We start from the raw sequence: 22,079 nt of genomic DNA on the forward strand, positions 1-22,079 counted from the left end.
AGCGACTTCAGTCGCGATGAGGCCTTACCGGTAGAGCCCTCGCGACTGAAGTCGCTCCTACAACAGGTTCGACAGATTCGTTGCCGCCGATCACCTCGGCGGCGGAGCGGTTGACACCGCCCCTGCGCCGAGGAGGCAGGCAGGTCCTCACAACCTGGCGTCCACCACCTCGCGCGGCCACACCGACTTGACGTCGTAGATCACCGCGCCGGGCTTGCCAAGGGCGCGGATCTGCGCCGCCGTCAGCTCGCGGAACTGCTGGTGGGCAACGGCGAGCACGACGGCGTCGTAGTGCCCGGCCTGCGGCTCCAGCCGCAGCGCGCCACCGCTCAGGCGCGCGGCCAGATCGGCATCGGCCCAGGGATCGCAGGCGTGCACACTGGCACCGGCCTGGGCGAAGGCCTGCACCAGGTCCAGCGCACGGCTGTTGCGCAGGTCCGGGCAGTTCTCCTTGAAGGTGACGCCCAGCACCAGGATCGCCGCCTGCTCCATGGCCACGCCCTTGTCGGAAAGCAGGGACTGCACCTTCGCGGCGACGTGGCTGCCGACGCGGTTGTTCACCTGCCGCGCGGTGTGGATCAGGTCCGGGTGGTAGCCCACGCTCTCGGACTTGTGCAGCAGGTAGTACGGGTCCACGCCGATGCAGTGCCCTCCCACCAGCCCGGGCCGGAACGGCAGGAAGTTCCACTTGGTGCCGGCCGCTTCCAGCACGTCCTGGGTATCGATGCCCAGGCGGTCGAAGATCAGCGCCAGCTCGTTGACCAGCGCGATGTTGACGTCGCGCTGGATGTTCTCCACCACCTTGGCCGCCTCGGCCACGCGGATCGACGGTGCCGGCCAGGTGCCGGCGACGATGATGCCGGCATACAGCGCGTCCACGGCGGCGGCCGCCTCGGGCGTGGAGCCGGAGGTGATCTTGCGGATGTCCACCAGGCGCCGCTGGCGATCGCCCGGGTTGATCCGCTCGGGGCTGTAGCCGCAGAAGAAGTCCTGGTTGAAGCGCAGCCCCGAGCCCTGCTCCAGCAACGGCACGCAGACTTCCTCGGTGGTGCCCGGATAGACGGTGGATTCGTAGACCACCAGGTCGCCGCGCTTGAGCGCGCCGGCGACCAGCGCGGTGGCGCTGCGCAGCGGCTGCAGGTCCGGCTGCTCGTGCGCGTCGATCGGCGTGGGCACGGTGACGATGTAGACGTTGCGATCGCCCAGTTCGGCGACGTCGGCGCTGTAGCGCAGGTGCGCGGCGGACGCCAGCTCGGCATCGTCCAGTTCCAGGGTGTGGTCGTGGCCGGACTCCAGTTCGGCGATGCGCGCGGCATCGATGTCGAAGCCCAGGGTATCGAGCGACTTGCCGAACTCCACCGCCAGCGGCAACCCGACGTATCCCTGGCCGATCACCGCGATGCGCGGCCCGGTCGGATCGTCGCGTAGAGAAAGCGCCATTGCTGTCCTTGTATCCTTCGGCCGCACGGGCGGCGAATGGCCCGCATGATAGTCGCCGTGCGCAGCTGGCCGATAGCGGCAGGCGCCCGCGGCGGTGCGCCGATTGCCGCACGCGGCCGGCCTGCGGCCGCTGCGGGCATTCCCATCCGCGCCGCGATCAGGCACGCTATCGCAATGCCCGAGTGGTGAAACTGGTAGACACAAGGGACTTGAACGATTTGAGCCCTCCGGGGGAAACCCCCGAGGTGAAGCCCGTCAAAGTCGGCGAACGCCCTGGATGCCCTGGCATCCGAGCCAACGCCGAGCCAAGCCCGGTGCGGTAGCGGCCGGGAAGGTGTAGAGAGCAGACGGCGGGCACCTACGGCCTCGCGGCTAGGGTGAAGGCGTGCTCCAGACCACGAACGGCGCAGGCGCCGGCGGCGAAAGCCGAAGTGGCAAGAAAATCCCTCGACCTCGCGGTCATGCCGGTTCGATTCCGGCCTCGGGCACCAACCACGCGCCGTCCCCGCCCAGCCGGGGACGGCGCCACCGCGGACGATGCGCCGTCGCGACGGCCGTAGGAGCGACTCCAGTCGCGAGGGCTGTACCGGTAAAGCCCCATCGCGAATGAAGTCGCTCCTACGGAGATGACGGCATCGGATGGCGGCGGCATCGGATGGCGGCGTTATCGGATGGCGGCGTTGCCGCGCCGCCACGTCAGCCGATCCGCAGCGTCGCCCGGTAGGCGGCCGGACTGGAGCCGGCGAGCGCGCGGAAGTGCCGGCGGAACGATTCCTGCGAGCCGAACCCGGCCTGCTCGGAGATCCATTGCAGCGGCCGGTCGGTGGTCTCCAGCAGTTCCTTGGCATAGACCACGCGCTCGTGGATCACCCAGTCGATCGGCGACAGCCCGGTGGCCTCCAGGAACTGGCGCTGCAGCGTGCGCTGGCTCAGCAATGCGCGCTCGGCAAGCGACTTGAGCGTGTGCTCCTGGTCGAGGTTGTCGCGGATCCATTCCATCAGCCGTGCCAGCCGGCTCGGCTCGCCGTGCGGGATCGCCCGGGTCACGATCTGGCTGCGATCGCCGTCGCGCCACGGCGCCAGCACCAGCCGCTGCGCCACCAGGTTGGCGACGCGGGTGCCGTAGTCCTTGCGCACCATGTGCAGCATCATGTCCATGCCGGTGGCCGAGCCGGCCGAGGTGATGATCTGGCCGGTGTCCACGTACAGCACGTTGGCCCGCACCTGCACTTTCGGGAAACGGCTGGCCAGCAGGTCGGTCAGGCGCCAGTGCGTGGTGGCGCCGCGGCCGTCGAGCAGGCCGGCCCATGCCAGCACGAACGCGCCGGAACAGATCGATGCCAGCCGCGCGCCGCGCGCATGGGCGCCGCGCAGCTTGTCCAGCAGCGCCTGCGGCGGGCGCTCCTCCGGGTTGCGCCATCCCGGGATCACCACGATGTCGGCCTCGTCGATCAGCTCCAGCCCGTGCGGCGCCTCGACCCGCACTCCGCCCAGCGCCTTGAGCGCACCCGGTTCGCACGCGCAGACCGCGCTGCGGTACCAGTCCACCTCGAGCTCCGGGCGCACCGACGCGAACATGCCGACCGCACAGCCGAATTCGAAAAGCCCGAGATGTTCGTAGGCGACGATCACCACGAGCGCAGAGGCGCTGGACGCATTGGCTGGACTGGACATGCTCCGGATACTACCGCCGCGATGCCGCCGCTCCGCCCGCGCCGCCACGACAGGCTTGGCTGTTTGCACATTCCGATAATTCATGTGCCTGGCGCGATGTTGCCAGCGGCTGTCGCGATCGGCGATGGCCGCTCCGCTCCGGACAAACTTGAATGGGGCTCCCCGAAAGCAAGTGCGAGAGCAACCCGCCCGATGACCCCGACCGCAGTCCTCCGCCGCAGCGCCCCTCCCGTTCTCCCGCGTCGCCTTCCGCTGGCAGTGCTGATCGCCGGCATGCTCGCCGTGCCGGCGGCCTCGGCGGCCCAGCCCGATGCCGCCGCCGCAGGTGCCTCCACGCTCGACACCGTGCTGGTGACCGGCTCGCGCTCCAGCACCCGCACGGTCAAGAACAGTTCCACCCCGATCGATGTGATCTCGGCCCAGGACCTGGCCGCCAGCGGCCAGGCCACGCTGCTGGAGGCGCTGCAGCGCACGCTGCCGTCGCTGAGCCAGGTCGGCGGCTACCAGAGCGACCAGGAGAGCCTGATCCGCGGCTACCAGCTGCGCAATCTCTCGCCCGGCTACACCCTGGTGCTGGTCAACGGCAAGCGCCGCAATGCCAGCGCCTACGTCAGCGGCGCCAACGGCGGCGGTTTCCCGGGGCACTCCTGGGCCGACCTCGGGCTGATCCCGGTCGCGGCGATCGACCACGTCGAGGTGCTGCGCGATGGCGCCTCGGCGATCTACGGCTCCGATGCCATCGCCGGCGTCATCAACGTCATCCTCAGGTCGCAGGCCAGCGGCGGCGGCGCCTCGATCGAGAGCGGGCAGAGCTTCGACGGCGACGGCAGCCGCACCACCGCGCGCGCCAACCTCGGCCTGCCCTGGGGCGGCGACGGCTTCGTCAACCTGTCGGCGGAAGGCAGCCGCCAGCACAGCGCGATCCGCCCGCGGACCTACGCGGACGGCTACCTCAGCTACCCGGCGGTCGATGCCGACGGCAACCTGGTCGCGCTGGGCACCTACAACAGCCTGCCGGCCGGCGCCGGCGTCCACCCCGCCGAAGCCGGCCGCGATGCCAGGGCCAACCAGATCTACAGTTCCACCGACTACGCGCTGAAGTCGCTCGCGTTGAACGCCGGCCACGGCCTCGGCGAGAACGCCGATTTCTACGTCACCGCGACCGCCAGCGACCGCACCGCCAGCGCCATCCAGAACTTCCGCCTGCCGGCCACGATCTTCGGCACCTACGATGCGCCTGGCGTGCTGGCGGTATGGCCGGACGGCTTCTCCCCGGTACTGGAGACCAAGGAACAGCAGTACACCGGCAGCGCCGGCGTCAAGGGCCTGCTTGGCGGCTGGGACTACGATTTCAGCGTCACCTGGAACCGCGACACCATCCGCACCTACACCAACGACTCGGCCAACTTCTCGCTGGACTATCCCGGCGCGCCCACCGATTTCTACGACGGCAAGGTCGACTACCGGCAGCTGATCGACAACCTCGACCTGCGCCGCTCGTTCGACATCGCCCGCCTCGCCTCGCCGCTGGACCTCAGCCTCGGCCTGGAATACCAGCACGAGCAGTACCGCCGCGCGCCGGGCCAGTGGGAGTCGTACACCGGCTACGGCGCCGCCGCCTTCGTCGGCTACGCGCCCGCCGACGCGGTCGATGCCACCCGCAACAGCAAGGCCGCCTATGTCGGCGCCTCGGCCAACCTGACCCGGCGCTGGTTCCTCGATGCGGCCGCGCGCCGGGAGGACCACTCCGACTTCGGCGACGTCTCCACCGGGCGCCTGTCCACCCGCTTCGACTTCAACGACGCGTTCGGCGTGCGCGCCACCGTCAGCAACGGCTTCCACGCCCCCGGCCTGGGCGCGCAGTACTACCAGGTGACCGGCAACTGCCCGTGCGGCACGACGCTGGTGGCGCGGGTGGACTCGGCCGCGGCGCGGACGCTGGGAGCCAGCGACCTGAAGCCGGAGAAGGCCCGCAACTACAGCGTCGGCTTCACCCTCGACCCGGCACGGGACTTCCACGCGGCACTGGACTTGTACCAGATCGACATCCGCAACCAGCTCGGCCAGTCCAGCCAGATCGGCTACAACGCGCTCGACCCGGACAACGTCACCGACTACAACGGCACGCCGCTGAGCGCGGCGCAGCAGGCCACCATCGACGCACTGCTGGCCGGCGCCGGCATCTCCATCCTCGATGGCGAGGCCTACTACGTCAGCTACTTCACCAATATCGGCGACACCCGCACCCGCGGCCTGGAGCTGACGCTGGAAGGCGGCCGGGACACCCGCTGGGGCCGGCTGCGCTGGAACTACGCCGCCAATGTCGGCAAGACCGACATCACCCGGGTCCGCGAGGTTCCGGCGGTGCTGCAGGGGCTGCCCAACATCGACCTGCTGACCGAATCCAGCGAGTACGCGCTGCGCCACCGCACGCCGAAGTACACCCAGGTCGCCGGGATCGGCTGGAACCGGGGGCCGTGGGCGCTGAACCTGGATTTCACCTACCACGGCCCGATCAAGCGCCTGACCAATGGCTACAAGTACCAGCTCGCCCCGGTGCTGGTCACCAACATCGGCGGCAGCTACGACTTCGGCGGCGGCTGGAGCGCGGACCTGGGCGTGAACAACCTGTTCGACAAGCGCACCCGCAAGGTGCCCGAGCGCTACCGCAGCGCCAGCGACCGCGCCAGCTATACCTCCACCTACGAGTACGGCGACGTGCTCGGCACCGTCGGCGGCTACTGGTACGGGCGGATCAACTATCGGTTCTGAGCGCGCCGGGGTGCAATATCCCGATATGCGCGGGACATGCCGATCGATCACTGCGGCACGGGAACGGCATGGACGACCGTAGGAGCGACTTCAGTGGGGCTTTGCCGGGAAAGCCCCATCGCGACTGAAGTCGCTCCTACGGGAGGCTTCGAACAATATCCGGGAGAGCAATGCCGCCATGAACGCCACCTGCCATACCGCCCCACACAAACCGCATCGCGTGCTCGGCACGCTGTTGTGCCTCGTGCTTCTCGCCTCGCCCGCGTCGGCCCGGCAGGCGGCCACGAACGACGACGCGATCGCGCAGGCCGCACGCGCATCGTTGCCGCAGTGGCTGGAGTTCCTGCGCCTGCCGAACGTCGCCGCCCGCAGCAGCGCCGAGATCGCACGCAACGCGGAATGGGCGCGCGACGCCTTCGCCGGCCATGGCTTCCAGGCGCAGTTGCTCGCCGCCGACGATGCGCCGATGGTGTTCGCGCAATGGCCGCACCCCGCGCCGCAGCGCAAGACCGTGCTGTTCTACGCGCACATGGACGGGCAGGCGGTGTTCCCGCAGCAATGGAGCCAGCGCGATCCGTTCACGCCGGTGCTCAAGCAGCGCGATGCCGACGGCGGCTGGCGGGAACTGCCGCTGCAACGATTGCTGCAGGCCGGGGCGCCTGACCCGGAATGGCGCGTGTTCGCGCGCTCGGCGGCCGACGACAAGGCGCCGATCGTGATGCTGCTGGCGGCGATGGACTCGCTGCGCGCGCAGGGACGCGAGCCGGCGATCAACGTCAAGGTCATCCTCGATTCGCGCGAGGAATCCGGGTCGCCCTCGCTGGCGCAGGTGGTGGCGCGCAACCGCGCGCTGCTGCAGGCCGACGCGGTGGTGATGCTGGACGGGCCGATGCATCGCAGCAACCGCCCGACCCTGGTGTTCGGCCACCGTGGCGGCACCGGCCTGCTGCTGACCGTCTACGGCGCGCGCGAGGAACTGCACAGCGGCCACTACGGCAACTACGCCCCCAATCCGGCGTTCGCCCTGGCGCGGCTGCTGGCCGGGATGAAGGACGCGCAGGGACGCGTGCTCATCCCCGGCTTCTACGACGGGGTGGCGCCGGATCGCGCGGTGCTGGCCGCGGTCCCCGACGATGCCGGCGAGATCCGCGGACGCATCGGCATCGCCGCCGCCGAGCAGGTCGGCGCCAACTACCAGGAAGCGATGAACTACCCCACGCTCAACATCAACGCGATGAGTGCCGGCGCGATCGACAGCCGCCGCACCGTCATCCCCGCCAGCGCCGCGGCCAGCCTCGACCTGCGCACCGTGCCCGGCACGCCGCCGCCGCAACGGCAGGTGGAACTGGTGCGCGCCTACGTGCAGGCGCAGGGCTACCACCTGGTCGAAGGCGAGCCGACGCCCGAACAACGCGCGCGCTATCCGCTGCTGGCATCGATCCACGCCGGCGCTGGCGGCGAGGCGCTGCAGACGCCGCTGGACGCCCCGATCGGGCAATGGGCGCAGGCGGCGGTACGCGCCGGGTCCGGGCAGGAGCCGGTGCGCATCCCGCTGATGGGCGGCGGCGTGCCCAGCCAGCCGCTGGCCGAGGGCCTTGGCGCACCGATCCTGCTGGTCCCGCTGGTCAACGCCGACAACAACCAGCATGTGGCCGACGAGAACATGCGCATCGGCAACTACCTCGAAGGCGTGCGCACGCTGCACGCGCTGCTGTCGCAGCCGCTGCCGTAGCACGAACCCGATCGGCGGCGGGTGTCCGTTGCCTCGCCGGGACGAGGGACCTGCCGCGAGCAGGCCTGTTCGGCCTGGACGCCCGACCCCGGCCAGCTGCCGCGACACGGCGTAACGGTTCTTTGCAGATTCCCAAAGTTCATGTGGCTGGCGCGATGTTGCCAGCCGCTGTCGCGATGACAATGGCCGGCGACGGCGAGAGGACCTTGAATAGGCGTTGTTCGCACGGCACGCATGCACGGCCCCCGTGGCCAGGCATGCGTTGCGGGAGATACGCGACCGCCGGTCTCCCACCTTAGCCCACCCCGCTCCTGGAACCGCCATGCCCACTCCGCTGAAAGTCGTCGCCGTGATCGGCAGCACCTCGCCTTCCTCGCGCACCCTGCTGCTGGCCCGGGCCATCCTCGAACAGCTGAGGCACCATCTGGCGCTGGACAGCCATGTCGTGGAACTGGGCCGCATCGCCCGCCCGCTGGGTGGCGCACTGGCCCGCGACGAACTGCCCGCCGAGGTCGAGCAACAGCTGCGGCGCATCGAATCGGCCGACCTGGTGCTGGCCGCCGCGCCGGTCTTCCGCGGCTCCTACCCGGGCCTGTTCAAGCACCTGTTCGACCTGGTCGAGATCGAGGCGTTGGTCGATACGCCGGTGCTGCTGGCCGCCACCGGCGGCAGCGAACGCCATGCGCTGGTGATCGACCATCAGCTGCGCCCGCTGTTCAGCTTCCTGCAGGCGCTGACCCTGCCGATCGGCGTCTACGCCACCCCGGCCGACTTCGACGGCGAGCGCATCGCCAGCCCGCTGCTGCGCGACCGCATCGCCCTGGCCGCCGAGCGCGCGGCCACCGTGCTGGGCGCGGTGCGGGTGCCCAGCCTGCGCCGGATCGCCTGAGCAAACCAAGCGAGGCGCCGCGATGCAGGCGGCGGCGGAGACGCGCATGGCCCCCATCCAGATCGACCGCATCGCCTTCCTCACCCCCGGCAACTTCGCCCCCGAGCGCCCGGCCGAGGGCCTGGAACAGGCCCTGGACCTGATCGCCCACGGCGAGGCGCTCGGCTACGACGGTGCCTGGGTGCGCCAGCGCCACCTGGAGCCGGGCATCGGCGCGGCGGCGCCGTTCCTGGCCGCCGCCAGCCAGCGTACCCGGCGCATCGAACTGGGCAGCGCGGTGATCCAGCTCGGCTACGAGAACCCGTTCCGCCTGGCCGAGGACCTGTCGCTGGTGGACGTACTCGCGCACGGCCGCCTCAACGTCGGCGTCAGCGTCGGCTCGCCGCCGTTCGGCGCGCTGCTCGGCCCGCGCCTGTTCGACGGCGACCCGTCCACCATCGACTTCTCGCACGCGCGTGCGCTGCGCCTGGCCGACAACCTGCGCGGCGAACCGATCGGCGGCGAAGACGCGTTCGCCAGCAACGCCGCCGGCCAGTACCGGGCGCGCCTGCAGCCATTCGCGCCCGGCCTGGTGGACCGGCTCTGGTACGGCGGCGGTTCCAACCGCTCGGTGGAGTGGGCCGGCCGCAACGGCTTCAACCTGCTGATCGGCAACCTCAACAGCGGCGAGAACGGCGACGACTTCCACCAGGTGCAGCGCGCGCACCTGGACCTGTACCGCCGGCACTGGCAGCAGCCGCGACCGCCGCGCATCGCCCTGGGCCGGGTGATCGTGCCGCTGGACGGCGCCGACGCGGCCACCCGCGCGCACTACCTGCAGTTCGCCGCCGGTCGCCACGCACGCACGCTGGCGCCGCAGGGCGAACGCCGCACCCTGTTCGCGCCGGACCTGGTGGGCAGTTCCGAGCAGATCGTCGAGCGCCTGCTGGCCGACCCGGTGCTGCCCGAGGTGCGCGAGCTGCGGCTGGAACTGCCCTACGAGTTCACCTATCCGCAGTACCGGCAGATCATCAGCGACTTCGTCCGGCGCATCGCCCCGGCACTGGGCTGGAAGCCCGGCGCGGCGCCGGCCGCCTGAAGGCCGGCCGGCAGGCCAGCGCGGCCATGCCTCCGGCTTCCCTCGCGGCGACACTCCCGGCCCCGGCCCGCGGCGATGCTCCCCGCGTTGCGGCCGCGATAACCCAGGGGAGTTTCGTTATACCCAACAAGCATTTTCCTGGCCGGATGTGACCGCACATTGTCGAGTTCCGGTGCGATGGCGTGGAGCGCGTTGCATACGATCGCAATCACGCCTTTCCCGATTCACCACCGTTTCCCAGGATGCGTGGCTCCCATGCCGGACAAGAAAACCTCCAAGCCGATCCTCTTCCTGCTCGAACACGAATTCGAGGATCCCGACCTTCGCGGGCAGCGCTTCTTCTGCCGCCACAGCGCCTTGCTGGAAGGCGTGATCGCCGGCGTCGCGGAGCTGCGCGAGCGCCTGGACATCCGCCACGTCGGCTTCCCGCGCCCGCGCCGCGAGGTCATCGGGATCGTCGGCGACAGCGACCAGTCGCTGCCCAAGCTGGTGCTGCCGTCCGGCATCAGCAGCCCGCACGCCAGCGGCGAGCACGCATCGCGCCAGTACGTGTCCGGCAGCGACCGCATCCTCGCCACGCTGTCCGAACTCTACGGCACCCCGGTGCCGCATCCATGAGCCGGGTGCTGCCGCGCTGGCCGATGACGGCAGGCCGGCAGGCACCACGCTCCCCCTCCCCGACTGGAACAGCACCATGGGTTACCTGCTAAGCGTCCTCGACAAGAGCTACATCGCCCACGGCGGCAGCGCCGCCCACGCGCTGCGCGACAGCGTCGCGCTGGCGCAGCACGCCGAGCGGCTCGGCTACCACCGCTACTGGTTCGCCGAGCACCATGCCGCGCCGCAACTCGCCAGTTCGGCGCCGGAGGTGCTGGCCGCCTTCGTGCTGGCGCAGACCCGCCGCATCCGCGTCGGCACCGGCGGGGTGATGCTGCGCCACTACGCGCCGTACAAGGTCGCCGAGGTGTTCAACCTGCTGGCCAACCTGGCCCCGGACCGGGTGGACCTGGGCGTGGGCAAGGCTCCGGGCGGGCTGCTGGCGTCCACCCGGGCGCTGGCCTACGGCCGCAGCAGCCCCCTGGATTTCGCCCGGCAGGTGGCGGACCTGGACGGCTTCCTGTCCGGCACGCTGCCGGCCGGGCATGCGCATGCGGACGCGGTGGCCACGCCGCTGCCCGAGCAGGGCCCGCAGCGCTTCCTGCTCGGCGCCAGCACCGACAGCGCCGAACTGGCCGCGCAGCTGGGCTGGCGCTTCGTCTACGCCGGCCACTTCGACGGCGACCACGCCCACATCGAGCGCGCCTTCGATGCCTACCGGCGCGGCAGTGCGCTGGCCCCGCTGCTGGCGGTGGTGGCGTTCGCCGCCGACAGCGCCGAGGCCGCCGCCCGCCATGTCAGCACGCTGCGCGTCTACAAGCTGCACCTGGGCGACGGCCAGAGCGTCAACCTGCCCAGCCCCGAGGCCGCCGCCGAATATGCGCGCCAGGCCGGGGTTAGCGACTACCGGCTGGAGGAGACCCGCCCCAGCGTGCTGTCCGGCAACGGCGACTACGTGCGCGGGCAGCTCGACCTGCTGCACCGGCGCTTCGGTGTGGAGGAATTCGTGATCGACGCGCCGGTGGCCGATTTCGCCGCGCGCCTGGCGTCGCTGCAGCTGCTCGCGCCCGCGCCGCATGCGGCGGCAGCGGCGTGAACGCGATGCGCGGCGGCGTTGGCCATCGCGACCGCGCCGCCTCCGGGCAAGCCTGTTCCTTCGGCACATTCGGAATTCCCCAGGCCTTCTCCCGCTTGCGGGGGTGCCCAGCCCCGCAAGCGGGAGAAGGGAACCTGGTCGCAGTCCGCACCAACGTCCCCGGTTTCCGGCATTCGCGGGGATGACGAGAACAGTGAACGCCGCGCAGGCCCCGATCGAACCCAAGAGGATTTTCCGATGAGCACCACGCCCCGACCCATCCCCTTCGGCATCATGCTGCACGGCCCGGGCGGCCACATGAACGCCTGGAAGCATCCGTCCAACCCGGCCGATGCCAGCGTCAACCTGCAGTTCTACATCGACGTGGCGCGCAAGGCCGAGGCCAACGGCATCGCCTTCGCCTTCGTCGCCGACGGGCTGTACATCAACGAGAAGTCGATCCCGCACTTCCTCAACCGCTTCGAGCCGCTGACCATCCTGTCGGCGCTGGCCACGGCGACCTCGAAGATCGGCCTGGCCGGCACCGTCTCCACCTCCTACAGCGACCCGTTCACGGTCGCGCGCCAGTTCGCCTCGCTGGACCTGATCAGCGGTGGCCGCGCCGGCTGGAACGTGGTGACCTCGCCGCTGGAAGGTTCGGGGCGCAACTACGGCCGCCCGCACCCGGACCACGCGCTGCGCTACCGCATCGCCGACGAGTACCTGGAAGTGGCACAGGGGCTGTGGGACTCCTGGGACGACGATGCCTTCCCGCGCGATCGCGCCAGCGGCGAGTTCTTCGACAAGGGCAAGTTCCGCCGCCTCGACCACAAGGGCCGCTTCTTCCAGGTCGAGGGCCCGCTGAACATCCAGCGCTCGCCACAGGGCCAGCCGGTGATCTTCCAGGCCGGCTCCTCCGACGACGGCATCGGCCTGGCCGGCAAGTACGCCGACGCCGTGTTCACCCACGCCCCGTCGCTGGAGGAGACCCGCGCCTTCACCCAGAAGGTCAAGAACGCGGCGATCGCGCACGGGCGCAGCGCCGGCGACGTGAAGATCCTCCCCGGCATCGGCCCGATCGTCGGCCGCAGCGCCGAGGAGGCCGAGGCCAAGTACCGGCAGATCGCCGAACTGGCCGACATCGACGAGGCGCTGGCCTACCTGGGCCGCTTCTTCGACCACCACGATTTCGGCCAGTACCCGCTGGACGCGCCGTTCCCGGAACTGGGCGGGATCGGCGCCAACAGCTTCAAGTCCACCACCGACAAGATCAAGCGCGACGCCCGCGAGCGCGGCCTGACCCTGCGCCAGGTGGCGCAGGAATCGGTCAGTCCGCGGCCGCAGTTCATCGGCACCGGCGAGCAGGTCGCCGACGAGCTGATCCGCTGGTTCGACGCCGGCGCCAGCGATGGCTTCATCCTCGGCTTCCCGGTGCAGGCGCAGGGCCTGGACGACTTCGTCGAGCACGTGCTGCCGGTGCTGGAGGCGCGCGGCTACTACCGCCGCGAGCTGGAGGGCAGCACCCTGCGCGACCACCTCGGGCTGCCGCGCAAGCAAAGCCGCTACGCCGCCGCACCCGCCGCGCCGCGCAAGGCCGGCTGATGGGGGTGCCGCGATGAGCGCATTGCCGAAGATCCCCTCCACCGCCGCCGGGGTGCTGCCGCAGATCGCCGCGTTCGCCGAGGAGCAGGCGATCGCATTGCGCCACGACTTCCACCGGCACCCGGAACTGGCGTTCGAGGAGCATCGCACCAGCGCGCGCATCGCCGGCCTGCTGTCGGACTGGGGCTTCGAGGTCGCCACCGGCATCGGCGGTACCGGCGTGGTCGCGACCCTGCGCCGCGGCGACGGCGGGCGCCGGCTCGGCATCCGCGCCGACTTCGACGCGCTGCCGATCAGCGAGGACTCCGGCCTGGCCTACGCCAGCCAGACCCGCGGCCTGATGCACGCCTGCGGCCACGACGGCCACACCACCATCCTGCTGGCGGCCGCGCACTATCTCGCCAGGCACGGACGCTTCGACGGCACCGTGCACCTGGTGTTCCAGCCGGCCGAGGAGATCGGCCAGGGCGCCACCCGGATGCTCGACGACGGCCTGTTCGAGCGTTTCCCGGTCGATGCGATCTTCGGCCTGCACAACTGGCCGGGGGTGCCGGCCGGGCGCTTCGGCTTCGTCGACGGCCCGGCGATGGCCTCGGTGGACTGGGCGCGGATCCGCGTGACCGGCAAGGGCGGGCACGGCGCCGAGCCGCACACCGGCGTCGATCCGGTGCTCACCGCCGCCCACATCGTCACCGCGCTGCAGAGCCTGGTCTCGCGCAACGTCGATCCGCGCGAGATGGCGGTGGTGACGGTCGGCTCGATCCACGGCGGCCAGGCCGCCAACGTGATCCCGGACAGCGTCGAGCTGAAGCTGACCGCGCGCGCGTTCCTGCCCGAGGTGCGCCAGGCGCTGCGCCGGCGCATCCCGGCGCTGGCCGAAGCGGTCGCCGCCGGCTTCGGCGCCGGCGTCGAGATCGATTTCCCGCTCGGCTTCCCCAGCGTGCTCAACCACGCCGCCGAGACCGCGTTCGCGCGCGAGGTGGCGCTGGCGCAGTTCGGCAGCGACGGCGTGGTGGCGGGGCTGGCGCCGCGCACCGCCAGCGAGGACTTCGCGTTCCTGCTGCAGCGCCGCCCGGGCAGCTTCGTGTTCGTCGGCAATGGCGACAGCGCGCCGCTGCACAGCCCGCGCTACGTGTTCGACGACGCCGTCATCGCCCCGGCCGCCAGCTACTGGGCGCGGCTGGCCGAGACCTTCCTGGCCGAGCCGGACGCTGCGCGGCAGGCCGCCGGAGCGCCGGCATGAGCGAGCGCTTCGTCTACACCTCGGTGCTGGACCCGCTGGCGCAGCCGCTGTTCGACGGGCTGGAACAGGAGTACGGCAACCGCTACCGCGACGTGATCCGCCGCATCGGCGGCAGCGCGCGCGACGAGCTGACGCGCTACCCGCCCGCCGCCTTCGCCCCGCCCGACGGCGCCTTCGTGCTGCTGCTGCGCGACGGCCAGGCCATCGGCGGCGGCGCCTTCATGCGTCACCGCGACCCGGGCACGGCCGAGTTCAAGCGCATCTGGACCCACCCGCTGCTGCGCCGGCAGGGAATCGCCCGGCGCGTGCTGGTCGAACTGGAGGGCCAGGCCGCGCGCCAGGGCTACGCGCGCGTCTACCTGACCACCGGCTTCCGCCAGCCCGAGGCGGTCGGCCTGTACCTGAGCCATGGCTACACCGCCCTGTTCGACCCGGACGCCGATCCGGAGACCGTGGTCCACCTGCCATTCGAAAAGCGCCTGCAGACGCCGCCGCAGGCCGCCGCGCGGCAATCCCCCCTCGAGGCACGCACGCCATGAACAGCCGCACCCTCCCCGAGCTCCCGCGCGCCGGCGCCGCGCCCGCCACCACGCCGGCCGGACTGCGCATCGTGCCGGCGCGGCATCCGCTGCAGGCGATCGGTACCGTGGTCGCCCTGCTGCTGATCCTGGCGGTGCTGCAATCGGTGCTCGGCAACCCGCGCTGGGGCTGGGACGTGTTCGCCGAGTGGTTCTTCGCCGAACCGGTGCTGGCCGGGCTCGGCCGCACCCTGCTGCTGACCGCGCTGGGCACGCTGATCGGCTTCCTGATCGGCACCGCGCTGGCGCTGGCGCGGGTGTCCGGCTCGCCGCTGCTGGCGGGCGTGTCGTGGGGCTACGTGTGGCTGTTCCGCTCGATCCCGCTGCTGGTGCTGCTGCTGTTGCTCAACAACCTGGGCTACCTGTACTCGACCATCCGCCTGGACGTGCCGTTCACCGGCATCACCCTGTTCTCCTACCCGACCACGCAGCTGATCAGCCAGTTCACCGCCGCGGTGCTGGGGCTGTCGCTGAACCAGGCCGCGTTCTCGGCCGAGATCATCCGCGGCGGCATCCTCTCGGTGGACCAGGGCCAGTTCGAGGCCTCGGCGGCACTGGGCCTGCCGCGCACGCGCCAGGTCCGCCGCATCGTGCTGCCGCAGGCGATGCGCACCATCCTGCCGGGCGCCTTCAACGACATCATCAACCTCGCCAAGGCCACCTCGGTGGTCTACATCCTGGCGCTGCCGGAGCTGTTCTACACCGTCCAGGTGATCTACCGCCGCAACCTGGAGGTGGTGCCGCTGCTGATGGTGGCCACGGTCTGGTACCTGGTGATCCTGACCCTGCTGTCGCTGGCGCAGATCCGCATCGAGCGGCGCTTCGCCCGCGGCGCGCTGCGCGAGCAGCCGGGGCGGCTGCTGCCGTGGCCGCGGCGGCGCCCGCCCGCCGCGCCGGCGGCACCGGCGTCGGTCGCCACCGATGGCGCCGACTCCGGCTTCGGCGGCCGCGGCGGCACGGTGGCGATCCACGGCGTCACCAAGCACTACGGCGACAACCGCGTGCTCGACGACGTCAGCCTGCACCTGCCGGCCGGCAGCGTCACCGCGATCATCGGCCCGTCCGGCGCCGGCAAGTCCACCCTGCTGCGCACCATCAACCACCTCGAGCGCGTGGATGCCGGCTTCGTCGCCGTGGACGGCGAACTGGTCGGCTACCGCCGCGATGGCGACGTCCTGCACGAACTGCGCGAGGCCGAGATCCGCCGCCGCCGCGCCGACATCGGCATGGTGTTCCAGAACTTCAACCTGTTCCCGCACCTGACCGTGCTGGAGAACGTGATCGAGGCGCCGATCGCGGTACGCGGCGCCAGCCGCGCCGACGCCGAACGCCAGGCCCATGCGCTGCTGGCCCGGGTCGGGCTGGCCGACAAGGCCGGCGCCTATCCGCGCCAGCTCTCCGGCGGCCAGCAGCAGCGCGTGGCGATCGCGCGCGCGCTGGCGCTGCGGCCGAAGGTGCTGCTGTTCGACGAGCCGACCTCGGCGCTGGACCCGGAGCTGGTCAACGAGGTGCTGGCGGTGATCGAGGAACTGGCGCGCTCGGGCACCACCCTGGTCATCGTCACCCACGAGATCGGCTTCGCCCGCCGCATCGCCGACACCGTGGTGTTCATGGAGCAGGGACGGATCGTCGAGGCCGGCCCGCCGCAGCAGCTGTTCGCCCGGCCGACGCATCCGCGCACCGCCGAGTTCCTGGCCAAGGTGCTGTAGGCCTACCAGCCTCGTGCAGGAGCGACCCGCGGGAGCGACTTCGGTCGCGATGGGGCTCTACCGGTAAAGCCCATCGCGACCGAAGTCGCTCCTGCGGATCTCCCGGCCACGAATCCGTATCCCCGTACGAGTCGCCCCCGGACCACCCCACAAGGATTCCCGCATGACCGCCCCCCGCCGCCGCACCTTCAACATCGCCGTCATCGTCCTGGTGCTCGCCGCCGGCGTCGCCGCCATCCTGTACTCGCGCCAGCACCGCGATGCCCCCGGTGCCGCGCCCAAGCCCGACGCCGCCGACGTGCCGCCGATCCACGCCGACCGGGATCCGGCCGCGATCGCCCTGCTGCCGGCGGACTTCAAGTTCGTCACCCCGGGGGCGCTGACCATCGCCACCCACCCCGGCGCGTTGCCGCTGGGCGACTACGCTGCCGACGGCAACACCGTGATCGGGGTCGAGCCGGACATCGCGCGGCTGATCGCCGACGCCCTGGGCCTGCGCCTGAACCTGGTGGCCGTGGCCTGGGCCGACTGGCCGCTGGGCCTGGAATCGGGAAAGTACGACGCGGTGATCTCCAACGTCACCGTCACCGAGGAACGCAAGCAGAAGTTCGACTTCTCCAGCTACCGCTACGACCTGCTGGGCATCTACACCCGCACCGATGGCCCGATCAAGGAGATCAAGCAGCCCAGGGACGTGGCCGGGCTGAAGGTGGTGGTCGGCGCCAGCACCAACCAGGACCAGATCCTGCGCCACTGGGATGCGCAGAACATCGCCGCGGGGCTTCCGCCGGTGGAGTACCAGTACTTCGACGACTCGGTGGTCGGGCGGCTGGCGGTCATCACCGGGCGCGCCGACGTCAGCTTCGAGCCCAACGCCACCGGCGCCTACGCCGCGCGCGACGGCAAGGTGCGCCGGGTCGGGCTGTTCCCCGGCGGCTGGCCGCAGTCCGCGGCGATCTCGGTGACCACGCGCAAGGGCAGCGGCCTGGCCGAGGCCATCACCCGCGCGATCAACAGCCAGATCGACAACGGCACCTACGCCAAGGTGCTGCAGCGCTGGAACCTGACCGAGGAAGCGGTGCCGCGCTCGGAGACCAACCCGCCCGGCCTGGCCGAGCTGTAGTCCCCGGCTCCATCAAGAGTCCGTTGTAGGAGCGACTTCAGTCGCGAGAGGCTTTACCGGTGAAGCCCATCGCGACTGAAGTCGCTCCTACAGGTCCTCCTGCGGGAGACGTTGGACAGGGGCTCAGATCGCCCTGGAATAGCGCGCCGGCTGCACCGGCTCGCGCAGGTAGCTGTCGAAGCACATCGCGATCAGGCGCAGCAGCGGCCTGCCCTGCACGGTCGCACTGATCACGCCGTCCCGGCACTGCACCAGGCCGTCGTGCCGGAGCTGCTGCAGGTCCTGCAGTTCCTGCGCGAAGTAGCCGGCGAAGTCGATGCCGTGCGCGCGCCCGAACGCATGGGTATCCACCCGCCCCTGGCACATCAACTGCTGGATCAGGTCGGCCCGCACCTGGTCGTCCTCGCTGAGCAGCAGCCCGCGCCAGACCGGCAGCCGGCCCGCGTCCAGCGCATCTTCCCACGCCGGCAGGTCGCGCGGATTCTGGCTGTAGCTGTCGCCGACGTGGCTGATGGCGCTCACCCCCAGGCCGACCAGGTCGGTATCGGCGTGCGTGGTGTAGCCCATGAAATTGCGGTGCAGGCCGCCGTTGCGCTGGGCCACGGCCAGGTCGTCCCCGGGCAAGGCGAAGTGGTCCATGCCGATGTACTGGTAGCCGGCATGGGAGAGCTTGTGGACCGCCAGGCCCAGCAGCGCCAGCTTGGTCTCGGCGTCCGGCAGGTCGGCATCGCAGATCTGCCGCTGCGCCTTGAACATGTGCGGCAGGTGCGCGTACCCGTAGACCGCCAGCCGGTCCGGACGCACCTGCATCACCGTGTCGAGCGTGCGCCCGAACCCTTCCAGCCCCTGCCTGGGCAGCCCGTAGATGAGGTCGACGTTGACCGAGCGCATGCCGTGGCGGCGGCAGGCCTCGATGATCGCCAGCGTCTGCTCGACGCCCTGCTCGCGATTGATCGCCTGCTGCACCGACGGATCGAAATCCTGGACGCCCAGGCTCGCCCGGTTGAATCCCATCTCGGCCAGGCGGCCGATGTCGTCGGGGTTCACCGTGCGCGGATCGAGTTCGATCGAGAAATCGCGCTCGAGCGCCTGGCTGAAGTGGAAGTTCCGGGCCAGGCCCTCGAGCAGTTCCGCCAGCAGCGGCGGCGCCAGGAAGTTCGGGGTGCCGCCTCCCAGGTGCAGCTGCACCACCTCGCGCCCGGCGAACAGCGGGGCGACGAGCTCGGCCTCGCTCAGCACCCGCTCCAGGTAGGTCAGGCCGCGGCGCGCATCGCGGGTGATGATCCGGTTGCAGCCACAGTAGAAGCAGGGATTGCGGCAGTAGGGAACGTGCACGTACAGCGACAGCCGCCGCAGCGGGTGGGCCTGCCGGCTGAGCCGCGCCGCGCGCTCCAGGTCGGCCACCCCGAAGCCGTCATGGAAATGCGGCGCGGTCGGATACGAGGTGTAGCGCGGGCCCGGGCGATCGTAGCGGCGGAGCAGTTCGGCGTCGAAATGCCAGGTCAGCGCATCGGCCGGAGAAGGGGGTGAGTCGTCCATGGGGCAGCATGCTCGCGTCTGCGTCGCAGGGTCGCATTGACCTCAATCAAAGGCAGCGCACTGCGCCGCTTCGCCCGGCCCCGCCCGGCCCATGTGGACGAACCATGTGAACGACCTGCCCCGGGGAACGACCTGTCCCGGGAACGACCTGCCTCGCGAACGACCTGTTGGAACGACTTGTTGGAACAACCGTAGGAGCGACTTCAGTCGCGATGAGGCCTTACCGGTAGAGCCCGATCGCGACTGAAGTCGCTCCTACGGTCGCTCGTACGATCCGGCCGCTCGTGCAATCGCCCGTACAGGCGGCTATACCGCGTCCCTGGCCAGGACCCGCAGACGGCCCTGGTGGAGTTCCAGCACGCGGTCCAGGCGCCGCGCCAGGCTGCGGTCGTGGGTGACCAGGACCAGGCTGGTGCGGTGGGCGCGGTTGAGCTCCAGCATCAGCCCGAACACGGTCTCGGCGGTCTTGTCGTCCAGGTTGCCGGTCGGTTCGTCGCCGAGCACGCAGGCCGGATTGTTGACCAGCGCGCGCGCCACCGCGGCACGCTGGCGCTCGCCGCCGGACAGCTCGCCCGGCTTGTGCTCCAGCCGGTGCGACAGGCCCACCGCCTCCAGCAGCGCGCGCGCCCGGGTGGTCGCCTGCGCGATGTCGGCGCCGCCGAGCAGCACCGGCATCATCACGTTCTCCAGCGCGGTGAACTCCGGCAGCAGGTGGTGGAACTGGTAGACGAAGCCCAGCGCGCTGTTGCGCAGGCGCCCGCGCGCGCCATCGCTCAGCGCCGACATGCGCTGGCCGGTGACGAACACCTCGCCGGCGGTAGGCACGTCCAGGCCCCCGAGCAGGTGCAGCAGCGTGCTCTTGCCCGCGCCGGAGGCGCCGACGATGGCCACGGTCTCGCCCGCCGCCACGCTCAAATCGAGGCCATCGAACACCGGCGTCTTCAACTTGCCCTCGGCGTAGGTCTTGCCCAGCCGTTCGGCGCGGATGACCGCATCGGCCTGCTTGCGTTCCTGCACGTCCGATTCCCTGTTTCCCATTCCCGGTTCCCGGCCTTCACTCATAGCGCAGAGCCTCCGCCGGCTGGGTGCGCGCCGCACGCCAGGCCGGGTACAAGGTGGCAAGGAAGCTCATCAGCAAGGCGACGATGGTGATCGCCACCACGTCGGGCGTCTGCATGTCGGTCGGCAGGCCGGTGATGTAGTACACGTCCTCCGGCAGCAGCTGGACGTTGAAGATCGACTCGATCAGTTCGAGGATGCGCTCCAGGTTCAGCGTCAGCACGATGCCGCCGACCACCCCCAGCACGGTGCCGATCACCCCGATCAGCGTGCCCTGCACCATGAACACCTGCATCACCCCGCCCGGCGACAGGCCCAGCGTGCGCAGGATGGCGATGTCGGCCTGCTTGTCGGTCACCAGCATCACCTGCGAGGACACCAGGTTGAACGCGCCCATGGCGATGATCAGCGACAGCAGGATGCCCATCACCGTCTTCTCCATCTTCAGCGAGTGGTACAGGTTGGCGTTCTCCTGGGTCCAGTCGCTGACGCGGTAGGCGCCCTGCAGGTTCAGCGCCAGGTCGCGGGCGACCTCGAAGGCGCGGTCCATGTCGTGCAGCTTCAGCCGCACGCCGGTGACGCCGTCCATCTTCAGCACGCGCTGCAGGTCGTCCATGTTGACCACCGCCAGGCCGCGGTCGATCTCGTTGTAGCCGGCCTCGAAGATGCCGCTGACGGTGAAGCGCTTGAGCCGCGGCATCGCCCCCACCGGCGTGCCCTGTATGTCGGCCAGGGTCACCACCACGCTGTCGCCGACGCGCACGCCGAGCCACAGCGCCAGTTCCTGCCCGAGCACGATATGGAACGACCCCGGCGTCAGGCTGTCGATGCTGCCCTGCTTCATCTTCTGCGCGATCACCGAGACCTTGGATTCCTCCGACGGCAGGATGCCCTGCACCATCGCCCCCTGCACCCGGGGACCGCTGAGCATGCCCTGGATCTCGATGTAGGGCGCGGCGCCGGCCACGCGCGCATCGCTCATCGCCACCTGCACCGCGTGCTGCCAGTCGTGCATCGGCGCGCCCTCGGCGCTGACCGTGGCATGGGCGGCCATCTGCAGCAGGCGGTCGCGGATCTCCTTCTGGAAGCCGCTCATCACCGCCAGCGTGGTGATCAGCACCATCACGCCCAGGGCGATGCCCAGGATCGATGCCATCGAGATGAAGGAGATGAAGCCGTTGCGCCGTTTGGCACGCAGATAGCGCAGGCCGATGGCGACAGGAATGGGTTTGAACATGGAGGGACCGCTGGAACCGATGCGCTATGGTGCCACCGCTGGCGCCCGCGACGAAGCGCGGCGTGCGGCGACAGCCAGACGGAGTTCACGTCGCGCCGGCGACGGAAGGGTGTCCGGCCAGAACACCAGCCGTCCGCGCCGGCCATCGGCCCGGCGCCAGCCGACGAAGGCGACGGGGCCGCGCCAGCGCACCTGCAGGTCGGCGACCCCGCTACCGGCGACCGACGCCGGCTGTGCGCCGGCCGGGATCACCAGCTCGCACCTGGGCCGCCGCGATTCGCGCAGCAGCAGCCACGCGCCCCAGGCCAGCGCCGGCGGTGCCAGCAGGCACGCCGCCGGCCGCGGCAGCGCCGACAGCCACAGCGACACCGGCGCGAGCAGCGTCATCGCCGACAGCGCCGCCAGCAGCCAGCGCGACGGCCGCCATTCAAGCCGGCATGGCGCCGATGTCGGCGATGAGTTCCTGCAGTTGCGCATCGGGACAGGCCTCGTAGCCCATGAACCAGCGCCACAACTTATCGTCCTCGCAATCCAGAAGCCGTAGGAAAACCGCCCGCTCGGAGTCGGGAGCCTGCGCCCAGCGCCGGTCCAGGTAGCGCCCGAACAGCTGGTCCAGCTCGCGCATGCCGCGGCGACAGCGCCAGCGCAGTTTCTTCAGCTCGGTGATCTGGTCCATTTCTCTTGTCTTCCGGTAAGCAAAGCGGTCGCCAGACGCCGTGGCCCGGAAACGAC

At 70.6% G+C, this 22,079-nt stretch carries 18 protein-coding genes; 11 read left to right on the forward strand and 7 right to left on the reverse strand.

Going from position 1 to position 22,079, the window contains the following annotated elements:
- Positions 1-147: 147 nt before the first annotated feature.
- Both LRX76_RS02215 and ftrA read right to left on the reverse strand, forming a co-directional pair.
- Entirely contained in the window at positions 148-1,440 is a 1,293-nt protein-coding gene (locus tag LRX76_RS02215) for a nucleotide sugar dehydrogenase (RefSeq protein WP_231801396.1), read from the reverse strand.
- Between the two features lie 696 nt (positions 1,441-2,136).
- Complete coding sequence (ftrA, locus tag LRX76_RS02220; protein WP_231801398.1) at positions 2,137-3,114, reverse strand: transcriptional regulator FtrA; 978 nt, start codon at positions 3,112-3,114, stop codon at positions 2,137-2,139.
- A 273-nt stretch (positions 3,115-3,387) separates the two neighbouring features.
- Here ftrA and LRX76_RS02225 point away from each other — a divergent pair, with 273 nt between their 5' ends.
- The 11 genes from LRX76_RS02225 to LRX76_RS02280 all read left to right on the forward strand — a co-directional run bounded on the left by LRX76_RS02225 (position 3,388) and on the right by LRX76_RS02280 (position 17,512).
- On the forward strand, positions 3,388-5,886 hold the full coding sequence (locus LRX76_RS02225; protein WP_231801400.1) for a TonB-dependent receptor: 2,499 nt from the start codon (positions 3,388-3,390) through the stop codon (positions 5,884-5,886).
- A 178-nt stretch (positions 5,887-6,064) separates the two neighbouring features.
- Positions 6,065-7,618: a M20/M25/M40 family metallo-hydrolase gene (locus tag LRX76_RS02230; protein ID WP_231801402.1), complete on the forward strand. Its 1,554-nt coding sequence runs from the start codon at positions 6,065-6,067 to the stop codon at positions 7,616-7,618.
- A 322-nt stretch (positions 7,619-7,940) separates the two neighbouring features.
- Positions 7,941-8,507 carry an FMN reductase gene (gene msuE, locus LRX76_RS02235; RefSeq protein WP_231801404.1) on the forward strand — a complete coding sequence of 189 codons (567 nt, stop codon included), beginning with the start codon at positions 7,941-7,943 and terminating at the stop codon, positions 8,505-8,507.
- A 46-nt stretch (positions 8,508-8,553) separates the two neighbouring features.
- On the forward strand, positions 8,554-9,585 hold the full coding sequence (locus LRX76_RS02240) for an LLM class flavin-dependent oxidoreductase (protein ID WP_231801406.1): 1,032 nt from the start codon (positions 8,554-8,556) through the stop codon (positions 9,583-9,585).
- 255 nt (positions 9,586-9,840) lie between these two features.
- Positions 9,841-10,203: a DUF3088 family protein gene (locus tag LRX76_RS02245; protein WP_231801408.1), complete on the forward strand. Its 363-nt coding sequence runs from the start codon at positions 9,841-9,843 to the stop codon at positions 10,201-10,203.
- A gap of 76 nt (positions 10,204-10,279) precedes the next feature.
- Positions 10,280-11,278, forward strand: a complete 999-nt coding sequence (locus LRX76_RS02250) for an MsnO8 family LLM class oxidoreductase (RefSeq protein ID WP_231801417.1) — start codon at positions 10,280-10,282, stop codon at positions 11,276-11,278.
- 237 nt (positions 11,279-11,515) lie between these two features.
- Positions 11,516-12,859 carry an LLM class flavin-dependent oxidoreductase gene (locus LRX76_RS02255; RefSeq protein WP_231801419.1) on the forward strand — a complete coding sequence of 448 codons (1,344 nt, stop codon included), beginning with the start codon at positions 11,516-11,518 and terminating at the stop codon, positions 12,857-12,859.
- Between the two features lie 13 nt (positions 12,860-12,872).
- Complete coding sequence (locus LRX76_RS02260; protein WP_231801421.1) at positions 12,873-14,102, forward strand: M20 aminoacylase family protein; 1,230 nt, start codon at positions 12,873-12,875, stop codon at positions 14,100-14,102.
- On the forward strand, positions 14,099-14,641 hold the full coding sequence (locus LRX76_RS02265) for a GNAT family N-acetyltransferase (RefSeq protein WP_231801423.1): 543 nt from the start codon (positions 14,099-14,101) through the stop codon (positions 14,639-14,641). Before LRX76_RS02260 ends, LRX76_RS02265 begins: the two co-directional genes overlap by 4 nt.
- Positions 14,638-16,389, forward strand: a complete 1,752-nt coding sequence (locus tag LRX76_RS18730) for an amino acid ABC transporter permease/ATP-binding protein (RefSeq protein WP_269450678.1) — start codon at positions 14,638-14,640, stop codon at positions 16,387-16,389. Before LRX76_RS02265 ends, LRX76_RS18730 begins: the two co-directional genes overlap by 4 nt.
- A 163-nt stretch (positions 16,390-16,552) precedes the next feature.
- Positions 16,553-17,512 (forward strand): ABC transporter substrate-binding protein, encoded by a 960-nt coding sequence (locus LRX76_RS02280; RefSeq protein WP_231801425.1) that lies wholly within the window; start codon positions 16,553-16,555, stop codon positions 17,510-17,512.
- 123 nt (positions 17,513-17,635) lie between these two features.
- Here LRX76_RS02280 and hemN read toward each other — a convergent pair whose 3' ends face one another.
- From hemN to LRX76_RS02305, 5 genes are all read right to left on the reverse strand, one after another.
- A complete protein-coding gene (gene hemN / locus LRX76_RS02285) occupies positions 17,636-19,051 on the reverse strand; it encodes an oxygen-independent coproporphyrinogen III oxidase (RefSeq protein ID WP_231801427.1) in 1,416 nt (471 codons plus the stop codon).
- Between the two features lie 306 nt (positions 19,052-19,357).
- On the reverse strand, positions 19,358-20,089 hold the full coding sequence (gene lolD / locus LRX76_RS02290) for a lipoprotein-releasing ABC transporter ATP-binding protein LolD (RefSeq protein ID WP_231801431.1): 732 nt from the start codon (positions 20,087-20,089) through the stop codon (positions 19,358-19,360).
- Positions 20,090-20,105: 16 nt separating this feature from the next.
- Positions 20,106-21,347 carry a lipoprotein-releasing ABC transporter permease subunit gene (locus LRX76_RS02295; RefSeq protein ID WP_231801439.1) on the reverse strand — a complete coding sequence of 414 codons (1,242 nt, stop codon included), beginning with the start codon at positions 21,345-21,347 and terminating at the stop codon, positions 20,106-20,108.
- Positions 21,348-21,371: 24 nt separating this feature from the next.
- A complete protein-coding gene (locus LRX76_RS02300) occupies positions 21,372-21,824 on the reverse strand; it encodes a hypothetical protein (protein WP_231801441.1) in 453 nt (150 codons plus the stop codon).
- Positions 21,775-22,023, reverse strand: a complete 249-nt coding sequence (locus tag LRX76_RS02305; protein WP_231801443.1) for a succinate dehydrogenase assembly factor 2 — start codon at positions 22,021-22,023, stop codon at positions 21,775-21,777. The genes LRX76_RS02300 and LRX76_RS02305 overlap by 50 nt, the downstream gene beginning before the upstream one ends.
- Between the last annotated feature and the right edge of the window lie 56 nt (positions 22,024-22,079).

Origin of the sequence: Stenotrophomonas sp. MMGLT7, from assembly GCF_021168555.1 — a bacterium.
Lineage (GTDB): Bacteria > Pseudomonadota > Gammaproteobacteria > Xanthomonadales > Xanthomonadaceae > MMGLT7.